We start from the raw sequence: 20,104 nt of genomic DNA on the forward strand, positions 1-20,104 counted from the left end.
AACGCGCCAGAACAGGCCGTCTACCAGCGTTTTACTCACATTTGTTACGGCCCGGCAATAGCACTCTGTCGTAGTAGATGCCTATCATAAGGAAGAGCGGAGTGGGAGGCGACAATGCTGACTCGCACCTGGGTTCGGTGGCTGCTCATACACGGCCTAATGCGGTCCTATCTGCGGTGGTCGGCGCGTCGGGGCGATCCCCTCGCACAGATCGCCTTCGGCCAAGATCGCTCGCTCGGCACGTCGCCGTTCATCGAGGAGATCCGGCAGCGGGGCCGTCTGCCCAAGCTGTCGGGGATGTACGTCACCACGGACTACGAACTGTGCCGTCGTATCCTGCGAGACAATCGCTTCGGCGTGGTCACACCCGATCATCCAGTCATCCCGAAGCCCATCCGCTGGGTGATGGCCAAGACGGATCAGGAACTTCCCAACCTGACCGAACCGCCCTCCATGCTGGTGGCCGATCCACCGGAACACACTCGGTACCGGCGCCTGGTCGGACAGGCATTCAGCCCGAAGGCGATCGCCAAATTAGAGAAGCGGGCTGTGGAAGTGACCGATGGCCTGCTCGAAGACCTGGAGTCGAAACCGCGACCGGATCTGATCGAGGACTTCGCCGCACAAGTGCCCGTCGCGATCATCGCCGAGATTCTCGGGTTTCCCGCCGACATGCATTCGACCCTGCTGAAGTGGGGGTACAACAGTGCGCCGCTGGTCGACCGCGGCCTGACCTGGACCATGTATCGCCAGGCCACCGAAGAGCTGACCGAGGTCAAGCAGTACTTCGACCAGCGCATCGACAAGCTCACCGCCGAACCAGGCAATGACCTGCTCACCGTGCTGGTCACGAGTGGTGAGCTCACCCGCCGCGAGCAGATGGCCAACGGGGCCCTGCTGCTGGACGCCGGGTTCTTGACAACGGTGAATCTGCTCGGCAATGGAATCGCCCTGCTGACCAGCCATCCGGACCAGCTGAAACTGCTGATGGCGCAGCCCGAGCTGTGGCCGGGCGCGATCGAGGAAATCCTGCGCTACGACTGTCCCGTGCGGATGACAGGCCGGATGACCAACTGTGACGTCGACATCGCCGATCAGCACATCAAGCGCGGTTCCCTGGTCCTTCTATCGCTGGCCGGGGCAAACTACGACCCCGGCGTCTTCCCCGATCCCGAACGATTCGATGTGACCAGGGCCAACGCCGCGGATCACCTCGCGTTCAGCAGCGGCGTGCACGGCTGCCTGGGATACCGGCTGGCCCGCATGGAAGGCGTCATCGCGTTGCGAACCCTCTTCGAGCGATATCCGAATCTGCGCTTGGACGGCCCCCCGACCCCACGTGGCCTGATGAACCTGCACGCCTACCGCACCATGCCCGCCAAACTCACTGCCGACTAGTGTCCTGCCGCCACTGAGCCTTTCTCGTAGCCGGTGTGCAAGTTCATGCGGTCTGGCGGTGTTCGATATGCAGCGGGACAAAGGAGGGCAGCGAGGATGTCGCCGATTCGCCAGGGGCACAGGAAGTGAGCCGGAGCAGTGGGCGAGATAGACCCGCCCGATCGCCCGAGCGTGAGTTCGCAAACTGTACCTTCACCTGTGCGCCGGTCGGTTCTGCTCGCCGACCCAGGCTGCGATCTGGGCGCGCGAGGTGAATCCGAGTTTGGTCCGGATGTGTTCGACGTGTGCCTCAGCGGTGCGCTGGGAAATGTGCAGCCTGGCGGCGATGGCCCTATTGGTCAGGCCGTTGGCGACGAGGGCGGCGACCTCCTGCTCACGGCGGGTCAGCTCCGTCGAGGGACCCGGACCGGGAGCTGTGGTCGTGGATTGTGCTCCGAGGGCGTAGTCGGTCGCCGCGTCGAGATCCAGCGCGGCGCCTTCGCGGTAGGCGGTCTCGAAGGGGCGCTGGCCCAGTGTGTGACGGGCGGCTCGTTCGCAGGCCTCATGGACGACCGCCATCTCCGGGAAGAACACCGAGGAGCCACCCATCGCCTGAGACAGTGCCTTCGCAGCGCCCAGCAACACGGCGGCGCGCAGTGCGTTGCCCTGGGCTCCCACAATCCAGGCCAGCGTTTCCAGGGCTATCGCGACATCGAACGGGTCTTTCTGCGGCTTGATGAGCTGGATCTCCTGCCGCAGCAGCCGTAGCGCCCGGTCGTAGTCGCCCTGGCGCCATTCGGCGACCGCTGCCGCCCACAAGGCATATGCCCGAAGTACGGAATCGCCGTGGGATTCGGCGATCGCGAGGGCCTGCTCGTTGTACGAAAGGGCTGCTGCGTTTTCCTCCCACAAGGCGTGTGCCAATCCGAGCCCGAGCAGGGCATAGATCTGTCCGGAGACCTCGCCTTGCGCGGCGAACGACTCGACAGCAGCCTCCAGGTAGGCGCGTCTGCGCGGAAGGTCGACCGGGCGAACAGCATGCATCGCTTGGGTGAGACCCACAAAGGCGTGCACGATCGGTTGTGCGGTCTGTTCGGCGAGAGCCTCCGCCTGCATGACCAGTGCGGACACTGCTCGGTGATCGTCCTGAGCTTGAGCCACCATGCTGGCGCGCCACAGTGCTTTGGCGTGGACCGGGGTGGCGTTCGCGGGCGCGTCGGCGAGGGCGCGGTCGAGCCAGTACCGCGCCTCACCGAGCTGGCCGCGACCGTACCAGAACGGTTGCAGGGCCGCGGTGAACGACAACGCGGCATCATCGGGTTCCGCCTCGGTATCGGTCAGGCAGAAATCCAATGCCTCACGCAGGTTCGGTTGCTCGCGCCCGAGGCGGGCCATCCAGTCGAACTGGCGGGGGCTGATCCAGTCGGCGTCGGCGTTTTCGGCGAGCTGCCGATACCAGTCCCGGTGCCGGCGCCGCAATTCCATGGACGTGTCGGCTTGTTCGAGTTTGTCGCGGCCGTAGTCGCGTATTGTCTCGAGTAGCCGGAACCGCACCGCCGAGTCCGACTCCTGCCGGATCAGGATGGACTTGTCGACCAGGGCAGTGAGCACGTCGAGGAGATCCTGCGATCCGAGATCGCCCGAGCACACCTGTTCGGCGGCGTCGAGTTCGAAGCTGCCGGCGAACACGGACAGCTGTGCCCACACCTGTTGTTCGGCCTGGGTGCACAACGAGTAACTCCAGTCGATACACCACCGCAGGGTCTGCTGGCGGCTGGGTGCGCTGCGGCTGCCGCCGGTCAGCAACGCATACCGGTCCGTGAGCCGCCGCAAGATCTGCTCCGGTGCCAGCGCCCGCAGCCGGGCTACCGCCAGCTCGATCGCCAACGGCAGTCCATCGAGGCGGCGGCAGATCTCGGCCACCGCGGCCACGTTGTCCTCGGTGAGCGCGAAGCCGGGCACAGCCGCGGTGGCCCGTTCGACGAACAGCCTGATCGCGTCGTAGCGGGCCGCACCCCGCAACGGCGGCTGCCGATCCGGATCCGGAACCGTCAGCGGCCGCACCCGCAGCACCGTCTCCCCGCCGATGCCCAGAGCCTCGCGGCTGGTGGCGAGAACCCGCAGCGTTGGGCACGCCCGCAGCAGAGTCTCGACAACCTTCGCGGCCGCGTCCACGATCTGTTCGCAATTGTCGAGCACCAGCAGCAGCTCTCGCGACGCCAGGTAGTCGATCAGCGCCTCGAGCATGGGCTTTCTGTGTGGTCGCAACCCTAAAGCGGCGGCGATCACCCCCGGCAGCAGGGCACCGTCGTGCAGCTCGGCGAGTTGGACCAGCCACACCCCGTCGGCGAAGCCCCGTTGCGCACCGGTCGCCAGCTGCAACGCCATTCGAGTCTTGCCTACCCCACCGATCCCGGTCAATGTCACCAGCCGGGAGTTGGCCAGCAGGCTCTTGGCCTCGGTCAATTCGGTGCGGCGGCCGACGAAACTGGTCAGCTCGAGGGGAAGAGACCCGGTCCCACCGGCCGCCCCCGGGGTCTGGCGAGCCGACGAGCGACCGGCGGAGAGCGGAAGCAGAGGAACCGGGGTGGCTGCTTGTTGGTCCGCGCCGACTGCCATCACGTCGATCGGCCACCCGCGCCCGGCCTGCACCTGCTGCAGTTGCTCGCCCATCGCCGCCGCGGAGGGCCGCCGCTGGGGAGCACGGTCCATGGCCAGTTCGATCACCGTCGAGAGGTCCTCGTCGATGCCGTGCTCGCGTAGATCCGGCGTCGGCTGGGTGGTGAACCGCAGGAACTGGGCGACCACCCCCTGGCTGGTGTGCCGCTCGAATACCACGTGCCCGGTCAGCGCGGCGAACAAGGTGGCGCCGAATCCGTAGACGTCGGCGGCGGAGGTGGGTGCCTCACCCGCCAGGACCTCCGGCGCGATGAACGCCGGTGAACCGGTGACCGTGCCGGTAGCGGTGTGGAACCCGTCGGGGATGTGCGCAATACCGAAATCGCTCAATGCCGGCTCACCGTAGTCGGTGATCAGGACGTTGCCGGGTTTGATGTCGCGATGCAGGATGCCCAGCCGGTGGGCGGTGGCGAGGGCCCCGGCCAACTTCACCCCCAGCCGCACCACCTCCTCCGCCGGCAGCGGACCGTGACGGCGAATCCGGGCATCCAGGGAATCTTGCGGGTAGTAGGGCATCACCAGATAGGGCAGCCCGGACGTGGTAACGCCCACCTGCAACATACCTACGATGTTCGGGTGCCCGGTCAGCCGGCCCATCGCCCGCTGTTCCCGGACGAACCGCTCCTGGTTCCCCTTGTCCGGGGATGCGGTGAGCACCTTCACCGCCACAGTCCGGTCCAGGGCCGCCTGGGTGCACCGATACACCACGCCGAAACCCCCACGCCCGATCTCCTCGGCATAGGTGAATCCAGCTTCCGCCAGTTCCGCTGCGCTGACCGTGGGGATCACGTCGCGCTGAGTCTTCAACGGGTCGATCTCGCCCATACGCATCGCCCTAGTTCGTGACGTAGCCACATGGTAACGCACGGATCAGTGCGAGTACGCCCACTAACCCAGTTGGCGATGTTCGCCCTTCGTGCCTGTGTCAGCGGCCGGTGAGGTGCTGTCACTGATGAGTTCGCGGCAGCGAGGCGGATATCGGGCAGGGCATCGAGGAGCTGATCCACACCATCCTGGGCGATCAGATACGCGGACTGACCGGCGGGACAGGCGTGCGGCCCGGCACCCCAGGCCAGGCGGGATCGGTTGCCGGTCCGGTCTCCACCGCTGATGGTCGGATCGTTGTTGCAGGCGGCGATGCTGATGACCACCGGGCTGCCGCGGATAGGTCATGCAGAAATTCGCCATCGGCGGATCCTCGAACAGCACCTTGTCGAGCGCGTCCCGGGTGGAGAGACTGCTGGCGAGAAGACTGCCGCCGACTCGGTCGTTGGTCAGGATCAGCAGCAGCGTATTGGCGATGAGGTTCAGCACCGGTTCGACGCCGGCGCCGTAGAGGGGCACGAGTTGCTCGATGATCTCCCGATCGTCGAGTTCGGCCGGGTGCTGGACCAATCGGGCGGTGATGTCGTCGCCGGATTCGGCGTGCTCGAGGGTAACCAGCTCGGTGAGCGCTTCGATCAGCATCGCGTTACCGCCCGCGGCATCGTTGCCCTCGAACATGGCCATGATGATCGTCTCGCTGCCACGACCAGACGAGCGAGCGCAACTTATGCACTAACCGGACACCGGAGCCAGTTCGGTGGCGGTGGTTGCTCCGACGGGTCAGTCGGTCGTTCCCATGTTCATGGCGCCCCCGGCAGGACACGGTGTATGGGACTGACCTGCCATTTTCTGTTGGACGGTGGTGGTTGAAGATGATTGCTGGCTCAGCAAGCCTTACGCCCTGTCGGATCGTCGGGCCGTGATGAACCGACCCGCGCGAGTCGGAAGCATCGTCGGCTCTGGGAACTGCGTGCCGTATCGCTCGGCTACGTCGATGGCGCGCTCGGCCGTCACCGTCCACCCGTGCTCGCTCAACCAGGCATCAACGGGATAGTCCTCCTCGTCTGGCCACAACTGCGCGATATCCAGGCCCATCCGGCCGGCCATGCGGGTCCACCGCTCCTGGAACTCCGGATCGCGGCGCAGGCTTGCCAAATCGTCGACGTACTCCAATTCGATGCTGCTGCCCGGGACAGCGAGTCCATCGACTGCGGACAGCAGCCGTTCCTTCGCCGCATTCGGCAGAAAAGGCAATAGCCCCTCGGCAAGCCAGGCCGATGGGCGAGAGGGATCGAAACCCGCCTGTAGCAACGGGCGTGTCCATTCCTCCCGCAAATCCACCGCAACCACCCGCCGCTGCGCCCGGGGACGCGCACCCTGCTCGACAAGGACGCGGTCCTTGAACTCCAGCACTTTCGGCGCATCCAGCTCATAGATTACGGTTCCCTCCGGCCAGCCCAGCCGGAATGCGCGGGCGTCCAGGCCGGCAGCGAGCAGAACCACCTGGGACACCCCAGCCGCCGACGCCCCGGTGAAGTAGTCGTCGAAGTACCGCGACCGTACTCCCATATAGCGGGCCATCGACGCCCAGGGAATATCGGAATCGCGCTCGGCCGCGTCCAGCCGAGTCGGCACTTCGACCGGCGGGTCGGCCGCGTGCACGAATGCTTCCGCATAGGGGTCCGAGACCAACCCGCCGTCGCGGTGTGTCTCCATTGCCCGGCCCGCCGCGACTGCGAGCGCTGTCAGCCCGACGCCGGTGACGATGTCCCATCGGGCCGACATGCCTCCCGTGGACTCGTTCGCACTTGTCATGTCTACCCAAGTTACGCGGCCATCGAGGCGTACAGCAATCTATCGGTTATTTTTCGATCGATGAGTTGCTCGGCAGCGAGGTTCGTCTCACACGCGACGGAAGCGGGCGAGCCAACCGCTGATGCTGATTGGTTCGTTACTCGACGGCAGGACTGCCCGCAGAGTGGACTCATCGATGGCCTCTACCTGCCAACCGTCGGCGAAGCCGGCGCGCAGGTCGTCGGGACTTTTGCTCGGCGGCATCAGATTCGGCGGTAGGCGGTGTTCCTCGTCGGCCGACAGCTCGCGCAATTGCGCGGCTATTGTCTCCAGACCCGGGCCACTGAGGGCCAGCAGGTACACCACAGCGTTCGGACGACAGGCACGGTGCAGTGCAGCCGCGTAGCGGCGTAGGGCGTCTTCGTCGAACAGATGCGCCAGACCGGAGTCGACGACGGTGTCGAAACGTCCGGTATAGGCGTCGAGGTCCAGCGCATCCGCCACCTCGAAGGTCGCCGCCAAACCACGCTCGGCGGCCTTGCCCCGGGCCAGCTCGACAGCGGTGAGCGACAGGTCCAATCCGATGACCGAGTAATCCTGGTCTGCGAGGTACAACGCGTTTTCCCCGGTTCCGCAACCGGCGTCGAGCACCGTGCCGGTGATCCCACCGGCCTGTTCGACGGCAACGTAGGCCGGTTGCGGGGCACCGATGTCCCACGGGGCACGAAATGGACCTACGCCGCGGTATATGGCATCGAAGTCGAGTTCGGTGGGCCGTTCAGCCGCTGAATCGGTCATCACACCACGATCCCTCACCAAACGGTCACTGGCAACCCATCGGCAATCTAGTTGCGGTATGGGACGAATGGTCGCCGGAACGGTGCGGTGTCGGTGATGCGCGGCGCACGCTGCGTCCAGGCTGGTGCATTCCGCATCATGCGGGAGTAATATAATTTCCGGGTCTTTCCATCGAACCCAGGCGTCTTGTCCGCTTCGAGCGGCGTCGGGGCGCCCAACTCGGACAAATGCCATATAGCCGACGGGCTGACGAACAGGTCCGTCGATGGTTATCCGGGGGCGAGCGATTATTGCCTGAGCATAAAACGATAGCGAGACTCGTGGTGAGGACGACGGCCCCTGCAGCGTGGCAATTACCGAGCCGTCGTCGGCGCGCCACCAGGTGAACAGTCGAGATGGCGGTTGTGTCAGGCCGTCATAGTCCGCATGGGTCTGCTGCACGATGAGCTGACAAGATGTCACCTTTCTGTACAGCAGACCCCATCGAAGCCTATCGAAGGTCGAAAAATGACTACAGGAAAGCTCAAGATTCTGGCAGTGACCGCGTTGGCGTTGTCCCTGGGTGCGCTCGCAGCTCCCGCGACAGCGGCCCCGGCTATGGCGACCTCGCCCGTGGCTGTGACATCGCACCAGGCAACCCCGATCGGTGGCGGTGGCTCACTCCACATCTGTTTCCCCCTGGGCAGCTTTGTGTGGTGCATCTGAAATAGAAGGTCGATACCCCCGACACATCTCAGCACAACCTCATCCCGACACGCCGGGGGGTTTCTCGAGAGCCCGGGACTGTCTGAGAGAGATCTCAGACAGTCCCGGAGGAATTTCTTGACGGCCCGGAGGAATTGGCTGACGGTATGACATGCCGAGCGTCTTTGATATCGACCATGCTGACCGATTGGGGATGGGTCAAATCTTTGCTGTGACAGCGCGAGATCAATTCGCGCGCGGTGGTTCCTGGCGCTCGACCAGCTTCTCGGCCAGGGAATGGCTCAGGAAACTGGGGATGCCAGGTGCGAAGATCCTGAGATAGGTATCGATCCAGTCGTATCGGGTCTTCAGGAATGCGAAGTCGGTCGGGGCCATCTGGCGCACGGCGAGCAGGGGCAACGGGGAATCGAGCGCTGGGAAGTCCGGGTTGTGCAGTCCGGCGACGGTGCAGCCCGGATAGAACTGCCCGAGCATCAATCCCTGTTCGACGAACTTCGTCTTCAGGTTGCGCTGGACGGCCTCCAGGTTCTCGTATTCGGTGAGGTCGGGAAAGACCGCTAGGACGGCCTTGAGCTTGGAGCCGGGTCCGCGGCCGGGAGGCAGCACGGGAAACAGATCGTTCATGTCGTCGACGACCGCTGTGAAGTACTCCTGGCTGATCTCGTCACCTTCGATGAATGCCGCCCAGAGGTATCGGTTTACCACCGCACGCCCCGTATACGGGCAGACCGGGCCGGGCCGGCCGAGGTCGGGATGGGGTCGGCACAGGTATTCCACAGTCCACCTCCGCAATTCCTCGGCGCAGGGGTGCTCGTGCGGCTGGGCTGTCGCGTCGGTGGCGAACAGGTTGATCGGTTTCACGCCGGAGCGCGTGCCGATGCGTTCATCTAACGCTTTCATGATCGAGTCCTCTGTACTGTGGTGCTACCGAGGTGAGACCGGATGAACAACGAACAACCATGCCGCCGCGCGACATCCTCCAACCCCCCGACCAACCCCGCATCCAACACGAAACTCGAAGTCGCACCCCGATTCGACAACACCGCCGGCCGCGGCCTGTCCAACGGCAAACAAAGCTCCTCGGGAAGGTCCGCAAGCGCAGCCCGCCAGAACTCCAGGTTCTCGCGGCGGCGGCGGATCTCGGCGCCCTCCGCGGCGCTGCCGGGGTCCGCCGACCGCCGCAGCACGGCGGTCGTGCGACCCGACACAGGAATGTTGACAAGCACCTCGTCCCGGCCGGTGCGGCGGGCCAGGTAGCAGCCGAATGCGGCGATTACCACCGCGGCCGGGCTCGCGCCCAGTGCTTTGGCCGAAAGATCGGCCTCGTAGAGAGCGCGAATGTCTGCCGCTCGGTTGGGCTCCGCGACGCGGCCCTGCACCGCCGCGGTGTACAGCGCCGCAATCCGATTCACGATCATCATCGCGCCGTAGCCATACATCGCGACATGGTGGCTCCTGCAGTACAGCAGATAATGCCGATCCCCGAGCCGCACGATCGCGGTTGTGACCAGCAGGTCCCGTGTCATGTCCAACGGCGCGGTGTATTCCCGGCGCAACTCACGGCCCGCTCGGATCCCCATCGTGCGCAGCAGATCGATATCGAGGTCACCACGGCACTCGATATACTGCGCCTCGGATATCGGCACATCCGGGCTCAATTTCTGCGCCAGCCACAACCCCTGCTGTCCGGCAGACAGCGCTATCGGTTGTTCGACTGACGGGTCCCGCTCTGAATTGTCGCTCGATCCTCGGCCGGGGTCGAGTTCGGGTCGCGAAACGGTCATCTCAGCCTTCTCACACCGACCTCGCAAACCGCCGAGCACCGAGCTCTTTTCTATATCCACCAGGGAGGATCGGCCGTGCGGTGCGGATTCTCGGTGGAACTCACCAAGGACACCGTTACGCTAGATGAAAACGACAGAGGACTTTAGCCTTTCGACTCGGCGACTAAATACCCTCCCGGTTCCACATTTGCGCCGGCCGACCCCTCGGATATCGGCATATCCGGACCTAATTTCCGCACCAGCCGCAACCCGCGCTGTCCTACAGGCAGCGGTATCAACTGTTCGACTGACGCGTCCGGTTCAAACTTTCAATCGACCCTCGGTCAGGTCGATTTCAGGTCACGGATCGGTCACTATTTCGTTCTTAACCCCGACCTGGCCAAGTATAAGCCGAACAACACGTCCGCGCAAATAGTCAGCACCAAGATCATTCTTATACCCACCAGGGACTATCGACCGCGCTCTGCGGATTCTCGACAGAACTCTCACCATCGACGCCAATACGGCCGAACGAAAACGACAGAGGACCTTCGCCCTTCGATTCGATGACCAAATGCCTTCCGGCAAAGGAGAATCGTGAATGTTCCACATGTCCTGTGACAGTTGATACCGAAATGACGCACAGTATCATAGGAGCAGGTCAGGATTGAGAGGTGGCAATGTTGACTCGCGCTTGGGTTCGGTGGGTGCTCACGCATGGCATCGCGCGGACCTATCTGCGGGTTGCGGCGCATCGAGGTAAACCTCTTGCCCGAGCGGAAGGCGCCATCGCGCTACGAGCCCTCTTCGACAGGTACCCGAATCTGCGTCTGGACGGCCCCCCTGTCCCTCATCCCCTGCGAAACCTGCACGCCTACCGCTCCATGCCCGCCACGCTAGTTGCCGACCAGGAGTAGAGATGATCTACGACAATCTGCTCGCGGTCACCGCGCGAGCGCCGATCACCAGCGGATTGCGGCAGGGCGAAGCATTTACGCCCTACGCCGCTCTGGTCGAGCGCATCGGCCGACTCGCCACGGGCTTCATCGAATGTGGCATCGAGAACGGCGATCCTGTTGCTCTGCTGATTCCGAACTCACCCGATCTTTTCGTCACCGCCCACGCGCTCTTCGCCATCGGCGCGATCGCGATGCCACTGGCCGAGACGGCCCCGCGAGCCGAACTCGCCATGCTCGCGCACAAGGTCGGCCCCAGGGCCGTCATCGCAGCTCCCGGCCTCGCCGCCGCTGCCGAGATGCTGATTGAAGATGCAGCCCCCGGCATTCCCTTGTTCCTGACGAGCGCCCTGCCCGAAGGACGTGCAACCGTCCAGCCGCCGGCACTGCCCGGCGACACCGCGGCGCTCTACCTCTTCTCGTCCGGCTCGACCGGGTCGCCGAAGGTGGTGCCGCACACCCATGCCGAGCTCGTCGCCGATAGTGAACGGTCCAGCACGGCGTGGGACATTCAGCCCGACGACATCGTCCTCGACTTTCTGCCGGGCAACTTCTCGATGGGCTTCCTGCTGGGCGCTACGCAAGCCGTCGCCCGCGGCGCAACGACGCTGTACTGGAGCGATCCCCTGCCCCTGGCGCTATCGCGCCGGAAGCTGCTCGACACAATGGTCCGCGAGCGCGTCACCGTTATGGGTGCTGTTCCGGCAATGTACGACATCCTCACCGGTCAGAGCGGCGGTTTCGATCTGAGACTGCGCCTGGCCTTCTCCGGCGGCGTCGCACTGAAGCGGCCGGTCTTCGAAGCGGTACGCGAGCGCCTCGGTGTCACACTTCGCCAGGATTACGGCTCGACCGAGGCGAGCATGTTCTCGCACAATAATTCCGCCGATCCCGACGCGAGCTGGGCCTCGGTGGGCAAGCCGGCGGGCGACGGCCGGGTCCGCATCGTTCCGTCGGAGACCGAATTCGGCCCATCCGTTGGTGAAATGGAACTGAAATCGTCGTCGCTCACGCGGGGTTATCTCGGCGATGCCGCGGCTAATGCTGAGGCATTCGATGAGGGCTGGTTCAGGACCGGCGACCTCGCCTCGCTCGATGAGGAAGGTCGCATCTTCATTCGTGGCCGGAGCAAGCTGCTGATCGAGGTGTCCGGCTACAAGGTCGACCCCATCGAGGTGGAGGAGACACTCATGAGTTCGCCTGCCGTCGCCGAGGCCGCGGTGGCTGGTCTCCCGGATCCGGATGCGCGCAACGGCAATCGCTTGATCGCGTTTGTCGTCAAAGGGGCGGATGTGTCGGCCGATGAGTTGATCCGCTACACCCGCGAAAGGCTGTCGGTTCAGAAGGTTCCGGCCGAGATCGCATTCATCGACGCACTGCCGAGGAGTTCGGCCGGCAAGGTGCTCCGTGCGCGGTTACGCGAGCTCTAGGCGGGGCGCGTCATCCGCTGTGAAACGTAGGCTGCCAGATGCGCGGGGGATTCGAACAGGTCCGCCCGTATCTCCGTGTCAGGGAGGCTGATCTCGAATCGCTCCTCGAGAAAATGTACGAGTTTTACCAGACTGATCGAGTCCAGCAGGCCGATCTCGAGCAGACGGGTCTCGCGATCAACCGGCGCCGCACCGATTTCAGCCGCCATGGCGGAAATATACTCGATTATCGGACGTTCGATATCGTTCATCACTCCAACCCCTTATATACTCAGCATATCGGCCAATTTCATCGCAACGAAAATATGGAGGACGGCGTGGGCGAAATGCGCCCACTGGGCGAACGGGAGCAACTGCTCAGTGAACTGCACATCCGTGGCGAGCTGATCGCCATGCAGGTGCTGCACGTGCGAGGCCACCTCGATCCGGCGCTGGTGCAGCGGTCGCTCGCCTGGCTCCAGACCCAGCATCCTATGCTTCGCGCTCATATACGTTACGGCAAGATCGTCTGGCGACCCCGGCCGCCCTTCGTCTCTCGCCGGCGCTGGTTCGACACCGAGGGCACAACGGAGATCCCGTTGACGGTGCTCGACGACACCGACCCGGACGCTTGGCGCAAGGTCTTTGCCGATGACATCCGCACACCGATCCAGAAGGGCAGCCATCCCCGGCTGCGGATCACGCTGGTGCGACAGTCGCCCGACGCGGACCTCAACCATCTCGTCATCTGCGCCGATCACGCGACGCTCGATGCCCGGTCCGCCAATATGTTCGCTCGCCAGCTTCTGGAATTCCTTGCCGATCCGGCCATGGCGCAGCTGAAATCGCCGATCAGCACCGCCCTGCCCCCGCCGATCGAGGAGGGCCTGACCAAGAAATCCGGCAATGGCAAGAAGACCACCTATACGCCGGCCATTCGGCTACCCAAGCAGACGGTACGCGATCGGAAGAAAGGAACGCGAGTACTGGCACGCTACCTCGGGCCCACCCCGACGGTAACGCTCACCGACGCCATCAGGGCCAACAGAACGACGCTTCACGGTGCGATAACGGCTGCCTTCCTGCTTGCCATGCGCGAACGGTACGGGCTCGACGCCATGACCGTGCTGAGCCCGATCGACCTCCGGCGCCTCAGTACACTCGCGCTACCGCGCGATACCTACGCCTGCTACGTCGACATCCTGCGTACCAAGCACCGGATAACCGACGACTTCTGGGTAACCGCCCGCGATGCCTCGTTCGGATTGATCGCCGCGCTGGCCAAGGACCGGGAGTCCGCCTCGATCATGAAGTTTCCCACTTGGGAGGTGTATCGGCACGAAGCCGGCCCGACGATCCGGAACAGGCGGCGCCTCGACGGACTCGCCGTTACCACGGCAGACGGGTCCGGCCTCCAGACCAGCTACGGCGCCTACGAGCTCGAGGGCATCACCAGGGCCGTTTCGCTCGACATGTTCGGGCCGTTTCTGTTTGTGATCGCCAACGAGCAACTCGGTGGCCTCGACCTCAGCGTTGGGTACACGCCAAGCGCGATAAGCGAGCAGGAGGCAGGCTGGCTCACCGACAACGCCGTGGCCCGGCTCGAAAGCGCTGGATGAGGTAGGCCGCGTCACGATGTACACCCGATCGAGGGATTTCCCCCCGATCACGGACCCAGAAACAGCCGTTCGTTCGGTAGCCTGGTCCTCGGCATGCACTCTTCCACCGTGTTGACGATGAGTTCGATTGCACAGCAGCGTCTTTGCCGCCAATCACGCATGAGTTGGTATGCCGCGGCGACTGTCGCTCGATAGTCCAAAGCGGTGCCATTCAGCCAGATCCGCAGGTGAACATCCTCGGCCTCCGAAAGCTCCGAACCTCCGGCATGTCTCATCAACACGCTGTCCCCCCGCCGGCGACCTTGTCTACGCGCCATGCCAAGGCCAAGGCATCCACAAGCCCGCGCTTGAGCCACCGCACTTCCTGACTGTCGGTACGACGAAGCCGTAGACCGGCCTGCACCATCTCCAGGAAGCGCCGACGCTCGACACCGAACTGGACCAGCAGTTCGCCGGCACTGGCGCCACCGAACGGCGCCCAGCGGATGGCGTAGTCGATCACGGGCGCCAGTTCGGTATCAATCGATCGCTTCGAATGAAGGAAGTGCAGCTGGCTCGAGGACGAGCGAACCCACGACGAGTCGTAGCCGGCATGCGGCTCCGACTGCTGCGACGCACGGCGCCACGGTGCACCGGCACGACCTCGCTGTCGATTCTGTGAGTAGTCCATTGCGCATCCTCGAGCGGTAGTGCCAGGTCCGTTGCTTTCCACCATCCTTTTCCCGCGTTCGATACGCGACCGTAGAACTACCTACTTCTATACGTGTTCTTACCCGTGGCCGGCTCCCTTGCCTCGCGGGTCCTCGAGGAGCAGGCTCGAAGACACCGGTGGCGCCACCGGGCGTCGCCTCCGAGCCGAGAGGAGGTGGGGTCGTGTACGCACGCTCCACCACGATTCAGGCGCGACCCTCCGCTATCGACGCCGGGATTGCGCACGTCCGCGATCATGTGATGCCGGCCCTGCAGGAAATCCCCGGTTGCGTGGGGCTGTCCCTGCTGGTCGACCGGAAGTCCGGCCGGTGTATCGCCACCACCGCGTGGGAAACGGCAGCTGCCATGCACGACAGCGCGACCCGGGTCCTCCCGATCCGCGAGGGCGCCGCCGGTTCGTTCGGCGGCGGCAGCGCCCAGGTCGAGGAATGGGAGATCGCCGTTCTGCATCGCGAACACAGAACACTCGAAGGCGCCTGCGCCCGCGCCGTCTGGCTCAAGACAGATCCCGACCGGCTGGAAGGGGCCGTCGAGGCATACCGATCCCAGTTCCTGTCCGAGATGGAAACGCTCGAGGGATTCTGCAGCGCGAGCCTCATGATCAACCGGACATCCGGTCGCGCGGTCTCCTGCGCCACCTACGACAGCGCCGAGGCGATGCGCCGCACCCGCGACCAGGCCGCCTCACTGCGGGCCGACGCCAGTCGGCGCTCCGGCGCCGAGGTGCTCGAGGGCGCTGAGTTCGAACTGGCGCTGGCGCACCTGCGCGTTCCCGAAATGGCGTAGGTAGCGCGGCTGACTACGAATCGACTCCCCTACCCCAACTGCCGTACATGGCGGACTGCACGGCATGTTCCGGGTCGGTGAGGCGGTGCGCGCTGCAGTCGGCAGCCCGCGGCGCCTCTCACCGGGTGTCGGCCGGTGTGACCTCGCCCGCTCAGTCGATGGGGAATCTTCCTGTCGCCAAGGCGGATTCGCGGAAGCGCGCCGGAAATCCCGGCCCCAGTCGAGCGGTGGTGTGCTCGTGGCGCAGGGGCTCGCGGCACTGGGCGCAGACGACCTCGGCATGGGTGTCGTGGTCGCAGGTCGTGTGGTGCAGGACAACGGGTTCGCCCGCCTCCGGGGCGAGATAGCGGTCGCCCCAGGCCATCATGGCGGCCAGGACCGGGAAGAAGTCGCGGCCCTGGTCCGTGAGTCGGTATTCGTGACGCACCGGTCGCTCCTGATAGGGGACCTTGATCAGCAGGCCGGTCTCGACCAGGCGGGTCAGGCGCTGGGCCAGGATATTGCGGCTCAGGCCGAGGGTGGATTCGAAATCGTCGAAACGGGTTGCGCCGTAATAGGCTTCGCGCAGGATCAGGGGAGTCCACCAGTCGCCCAGGAGGTCGACCGTGCGGGCCACGGTGCACGGCCAGTTGGCGAAACTCGTCCGCTTCATGAGCTCACCGTATCCAGGCGCGCGGGAACGTACTTGTGCCAGGGGGTTCCGACCCATTCGTCGCGCGCCTCGAAGGACGTCAGCTCGTTGGGGGCGGTCCCGGTGGTGACCGGTGCGCCCTCGGGATCCTCGACCGAGAGGCCGAAACCGTTGGGCAGCGAGAGATGTCCGGGGCGCATGCGGTCGGTGGGCTCGACCGGCACCCGCGCGGTGCCGCGGCGGGTGGTCACCTGGACCAGATCGCCCGCGGTCAGGCCGAGTCGCCCGGCGTCGGTGGTGCTGATGCGCAGCGTGCCGGCGGCATCGCGCTTACGCCAGGTCGGATCCCGGAAAATGGTGTTCGCGGTGAACGCGCGGCGCTCGCCCGCGGACAGAATGAACGGCCAGTCGGCGCTGTCGCCGGGCGCGTCGGGCAGCGCGGCGACGACCTCGAGCAGTTCGGGAATGTCGAGCCGAATCACCCCGTCCCGCACCCGGTTCCACGTCTCGGCATAATCGTCCTCGGAGATGACGACGCCGTGCTCGCCCGCGAGAATGGCCTCGAACAGGCGCTCCCCGGCCTCCATACCCGTTCCGTACCCCGCTCGTTCGACGCTGGCCGGGAATCGCCGGACCATGTTGTATGCCGCGGCCCAGAGCAGGGCCGCCGACGCCGCACCGTCCGGGAGTGTCTGTCCCAGTGTGCGATACAGCAGCACGGGCGCCAGTTTCGACCGGGCCGGATCGCCGAGCACGCCCAGGAATGCCATGGCGAATGCCTCGCGGCCCTGCGCCAGCGCGGCCCGCAGCGGCGCATAGTCGGCCTCGCCCAGCACGCCCGCGGCCTCCACAAGCCGGGCATGAATCTCGGGCTCGGGCAGCACGCCCTCGGGCGCGGGCAGCACCGGGTGGCGCAGGTGGAAGATGTTGCGTGGGAAGTCGAAATTGAAGAACGTGGCCTCGTACTTCTCGAACTGGGTGGGCGCGGGCAGCACGTAATCGGCCAGGCGGGCGGTCTCGGTCATGGCGACATCGATCACCACCACCAGCTCCAGCGCCTCCAGGGCCTCGCGCATGCGCGCCGAATCCGCAAGGGAGTGGGCAGGGTTCGAGCTCTCGATGAACATCGCCCGGTAGCGCGCGGGATGATCGGTGAGAATCTCCTCGCTGATCACGTTGCACGGCACCAGGCCGCTGACGATCTGCGCGCCGGCCACGGGGCTGCGGGGCCCCTCGCCCGCAGGATGTCCGCGGTCGTGACCGAGATTGGACAGGCCGGTGAAGGCATACTGCGTGCCCGGCTTTCCGACATTGCCGGTGAGAATCCAGACCAGCTTCTCGACGTAGCTGACCACGGTCGAGTACCGGTTCATCTGCACGCCCAGATCCTCCAGCGCCGCCACCGAATGCGCGCGCGCCAGACGGTGCGTCGCGGCGGTGACCAGGTCGAGGTCGACATCGGCGATGGCGCAGTACTTGTCGATCGGCACCGCGTTCAGGACCGGCAGCACGGCTTCGAGGCCGGTGGCGTGCACGGCAAGCCAGTCGCCATCGATCAGGTTGTCGCGCACCAGGATCGCGGCCATGGCCGAGAGCAGGTAGACGTCGGTGCCCGGACGCAGCTGCAGGTGGAAATCGGCGAGCTCGGCGGTCTCGGTCCGCACCGGATCGAGCACGATCATGGACCGCGCCGAATCCTTGGCGATCTCCTTCAGGACGGTGCGCGCCCGCGGAAAGCCGTGCGACTGATAGGGGTTCTTGCCGATGAAGAAGGCCACCTCGGCGTGCTCGACATCGGCGCGCATCGGGTGGCCGGCCATCCGCGCGCCCACCCAGAAGTCGCCGGTCTTCTCCTGTGCCAGGGCGCTGGAGCGATACTTCATCCCGTAGGCCGCCATGGTCGCCGGGGCGTACGCGCCACCCAGGTGATTACCCTGACCGCCGCCGCCGTAGTAGAAGATCGATTCCCCGCCGAAGTGCTGCCCGAGCTCCAGCATTCGCGCCGAAATCTCCGCAATCGCGGTGTCCCAATCGATCTCCTCGAAGCTGCCGTCCTTGCGGCGGCGCAGCGGCGCGGTCAACCGGCCCGTGTGCCCGTTCTGGTACCGGTCCAGCTGCAGCGCTTTGTTGCAGGTGTATCCCGCCGAGGCGGGATGGAGCTTGTCACCACGGATCTTCTCGAACGAACGGCCATCGGGCCCGAGCAGCACCTGAATGCCGCAATTGCACTCGCACAGGATGCACGCCGTAGGTCGCCATTCGTTCATATCGGCAGCATACTCGGTTAGTTCACTAGCGCTACCCACTACGGAAGATTCTTCAGAATCCGATCGCCTCGCGCAGCAACAGGACGGTGCCACGACCCGGGACGGGCTCCAGGTTGAGCACGAGGAGTCGGCTGACGGCGCTGGGCCTTCCGTAAACCCGCTGGGCGCGTTCGCTTTCCAACGGCAGGCAGTGTTCCTCGACGCGTCGCAGCGCGGCGTCCAGGTCGGGAACCACCTTCTGCGCGCCGACGACCCAGATCGCGCGGGCCGAGCCGCCGGCGTAGCCGGGCAGCTGGCTGCCGCTGCCCGAGGCGATCACCAGCGAGCCGTTCTCGGTGACGGCGTGCACGCTGCCCACGATGACGTCGGGAGCGGCGAACATCCGCCGCATCTCGTCGGCCTGGGTGGCGCGGTCCATGGCCAGGCCGCGCGGGCGCAGGGCGTCGTAGCGCCCGCTGTCGTTGATGTCCGCCTCGATGCCGGACAGGCGCAGCGTCTCGCTGGCGCCGGTGAAGACACTGGCGCCCGCTGGGATCAGGTCCGCGACGCGGGCGCGCGCGGCGGCGACGTCCGCGAGGATTTCGACGGCGAAATTGTGTGCCGTCAACGCCGCGGCGGCCCGCTCCAGGCAATGCGCGGAGGCCGGGTCGGTGAACGAGGGCGCGGGAATCTGGATGGTCATCGGAGTTTCTCCAGAGTTGAGGGTTCGCCCGGACCGGAACGCGACCGGGTTCACCGTTGACGACAACGCAGCCCTCCCGAATGTCAGGCCGGACCTCACATTCCGGCGCGCTGCCCGGTCGTAGTGCTAGGGAGAAAGACGAAGGGAGCCGACATGACCACTCGACCCGGGCCGGACGCCACCGATCCACGCCCGTCCGATCCGGACCTGGACGCGGTCATGAGCGAGCGGCGTCAGCTGATCAACCTCACGTACCGGCTGCTGGGCTCGCTGGACGAGGCGCAGGACGCCGTCCAGGAGACCTATGTCCGCTGGTATGCCCTGACCGCGCCGCAGCGGGACGCCATCGAATCCCCGGGCGCCTGGCTCACCACTGTCGCCACCCGCATCTGCCTCAACCTGCTGGGCTCGGCGCGCGCCCGCCGGGAGACGTACGTGGGCGACTGGATCCCTGAGCCACTGCCCGACCCCGCCGAATGGGACCGCGTCCGCCCGGCCGGCGCCGTCGACCCGGCCGAGCGGGTCACCCTCGACGAGTCGATCAGCATGGCCTTTCTCGTGGTGCTCGATGCGATGACGCCGGCGGAGCGAGTCGCGTTCGTCCTGCACGACGTCTTCCGCTATCCCTTCGCCGAGGTCGCCGAGATCACCGGCCGCACCCCGGCCGCGTCCCGCCAGCTGGCCTCCTCGGCCCGCCGCCGCGTCCGCGCCGCGCAACCGACCGCGACCCCGGCGGGCCGGCAGACCGAGGTCGTCAGGGCCTTCAAGGCGGCATGGCAGGCCAAGGACATCGGCGCCATCGTCGGACTGCTCGACCCCGATGCCACGGCGACCGCCGACAGCGGCGGTCGCGTGATCAGCTTCCTGGACCCCATCGAGGGCGGCGAACGGATCGCGCACGCCTGGATGGAGCTCGCCGAACGGATACCCAGCGACCTGACCTTCCTGGAGCGGACCGTGAACGGCAGGCCCGGGCTGGTGGCGCAGCAAGGCGGCGTCACGGTGACCGTCTTCGCCTTCGACGTCGCGGGCGACCGGATCCGGCGTATCTGGGTGATCCGCAATCCGGACAAGCTCCGTCGCTGGACCACAGGCTGAGCTC

Annotated in this window: 16 protein-coding genes; 5 read left to right on the top strand and 11 right to left on the bottom strand. The window is 65.5% G+C overall.

Annotation, left to right across the window (positions count from 1 at the left end):
* Positions 1 to 114: 114 nt before the first annotated feature.
* A complete protein-coding gene (locus KO481_RS29750; protein ID WP_215921661.1) occupies positions 115 to 1,398 on the top strand; it encodes a cytochrome P450 in 1,284 nt (427 codons plus the stop codon).
* A gap of 192 nt (positions 1,399 to 1,590) precedes the next feature.
* Here the strand turns inward: KO481_RS29750 and KO481_RS29755 are convergent, their stop codons facing one another.
* The 6 genes from KO481_RS29755 to KO481_RS29780 all read right to left on the bottom strand — a co-directional run bounded on the left by KO481_RS29755 (position 1,591) and on the right by KO481_RS29780 (position 9,824).
* Entirely contained in the window at positions 1,591 to 4,881 is a 3,291-nt protein-coding gene (locus tag KO481_RS29755; RefSeq protein ID WP_215921662.1) for a protein kinase domain-containing protein, read from the bottom strand.
* Positions 4,882 to 4,944: 63 nt separating this feature from the next.
* The gene (locus KO481_RS29760; protein WP_215921663.1) at positions 4,945 to 5,559 is read right to left on the bottom strand and encodes a cytochrome P450 family protein; all 615 of its coding nucleotides are present in this window, start codon (positions 5,557 to 5,559) and stop codon (positions 4,945 to 4,947) included.
* Between the two features lie 216 nt (positions 5,560 to 5,775).
* The gene (locus KO481_RS29765) at positions 5,776 to 6,696 is read right to left on the bottom strand and encodes an SAM-dependent methyltransferase (RefSeq protein WP_245401675.1); all 921 of its coding nucleotides are present in this window, start codon (positions 6,694 to 6,696) and stop codon (positions 5,776 to 5,778) included.
* 87 nt (positions 6,697 to 6,783) lie between these two features.
* Positions 6,784 to 7,914 (bottom strand): class I SAM-dependent methyltransferase, encoded by a 1,131-nt coding sequence (locus tag KO481_RS44475; RefSeq protein ID WP_308166811.1) that lies wholly within the window; start codon positions 7,912 to 7,914, stop codon positions 6,784 to 6,786.
* A gap of 489 nt (positions 7,915 to 8,403) precedes the next feature.
* On the bottom strand, positions 8,404 to 9,078 hold the full coding sequence (locus KO481_RS29775; protein WP_215921665.1) for a DUF6875 domain-containing protein: 675 nt from the start codon (positions 9,076 to 9,078) through the stop codon (positions 8,404 to 8,406).
* Positions 9,075 to 9,824 (bottom strand): hypothetical protein, encoded by a 750-nt coding sequence (locus tag KO481_RS29780; RefSeq protein WP_215921667.1) that lies wholly within the window; start codon positions 9,822 to 9,824, stop codon positions 9,075 to 9,077. The genes KO481_RS29775 and KO481_RS29780 overlap by 4 nt, the downstream gene beginning before the upstream one ends.
* Before the next feature lie 1,036 nt (positions 9,825 to 10,860).
* Between KO481_RS29780 and KO481_RS29785 the strand changes: the two genes are divergently transcribed.
* Complete coding sequence (locus KO481_RS29785) at positions 10,861 to 12,327, top strand: class I adenylate-forming enzyme family protein (RefSeq protein WP_215921669.1); 1,467 nt, start codon at positions 10,861 to 10,863, stop codon at positions 12,325 to 12,327.
* Here KO481_RS29785 and KO481_RS29790 read toward each other — a convergent pair.
* Positions 12,324 to 12,578: an acyl carrier protein gene (locus tag KO481_RS29790; RefSeq protein ID WP_215921671.1), complete on the bottom strand. Its 255-nt coding sequence runs from the start codon at positions 12,576 to 12,578 to the stop codon at positions 12,324 to 12,326. The genes KO481_RS29785 and KO481_RS29790 overlap by 4 nt on opposite strands.
* Positions 12,579 to 12,644: 66 nt before the next feature.
* Between KO481_RS29790 and KO481_RS29795 the strand changes: the two genes are divergently transcribed.
* On the top strand, positions 12,645 to 13,925 hold the full coding sequence (locus KO481_RS29795; RefSeq protein WP_215921673.1) for a hypothetical protein: 1,281 nt from the start codon (positions 12,645 to 12,647) through the stop codon (positions 13,923 to 13,925).
* Positions 13,926 to 14,199: 274 nt separating this feature from the next.
* Here KO481_RS29795 and KO481_RS29800 read toward each other — a convergent pair whose 3' ends face one another.
* Entirely contained in the window at positions 14,200 to 14,595 is a 396-nt protein-coding gene (locus KO481_RS29800) for a hypothetical protein (protein WP_215921675.1), read from the bottom strand.
* Between the two features lie 203 nt (positions 14,596 to 14,798).
* On the opposite strand from KO481_RS29800, the gene KO481_RS29805 reads away from it, so the two are divergent.
* The gene (locus KO481_RS29805; RefSeq protein ID WP_215921677.1) at positions 14,799 to 15,422 is read left to right on the top strand and encodes an antibiotic biosynthesis monooxygenase; all 624 of its coding nucleotides are present in this window, start codon (positions 14,799 to 14,801) and stop codon (positions 15,420 to 15,422) included.
* A 151-nt stretch (positions 15,423 to 15,573) separates the two neighbouring features.
* Here the strand turns inward: KO481_RS29805 and KO481_RS29810 are convergent, their stop codons facing one another.
* The 3 genes from KO481_RS29810 to KO481_RS29820 are packed head-to-tail and all read right to left on the bottom strand — an operon-like array spanning position 15,574 to position 19,002.
* Entirely contained in the window at positions 15,574 to 16,074 is a 501-nt protein-coding gene (locus KO481_RS29810; RefSeq protein ID WP_215921679.1) for a winged helix-turn-helix transcriptional regulator, read from the bottom strand.
* Positions 16,071 to 18,320, bottom strand: a complete 2,250-nt coding sequence (locus KO481_RS29815) for a molybdopterin-dependent oxidoreductase (RefSeq protein ID WP_215921681.1) — start codon at positions 18,318 to 18,320, stop codon at positions 16,071 to 16,073. Before KO481_RS29815 ends, KO481_RS29810 begins: the two co-directional genes overlap by 4 nt.
* Positions 18,321 to 18,372: 52 nt before the next feature.
* Complete coding sequence (locus KO481_RS29820) at positions 18,373 to 19,002, bottom strand: LUD domain-containing protein (RefSeq protein WP_215921683.1); 630 nt, start codon at positions 19,000 to 19,002, stop codon at positions 18,373 to 18,375.
* Positions 19,003 to 19,155: 153 nt separating this feature from the next.
* Between KO481_RS29820 and sigJ the strand changes: the two genes are divergently transcribed.
* Positions 19,156 to 20,100, top strand: coding sequence for an RNA polymerase sigma factor SigJ (gene sigJ / locus KO481_RS29825; RefSeq protein ID WP_215921684.1), 945 nt, complete (start codon positions 19,156 to 19,158; stop codon positions 20,098 to 20,100).
* Positions 20,101 to 20,104: the final 4 nt, after the last annotated feature.

Source organism: Nocardia albiluteola, assembly GCF_018860155.1.
GTDB classification, from domain to species: Bacteria; Actinomycetota; Actinomycetes; order Mycobacteriales; family Mycobacteriaceae; genus Nocardia; species Nocardia albiluteola.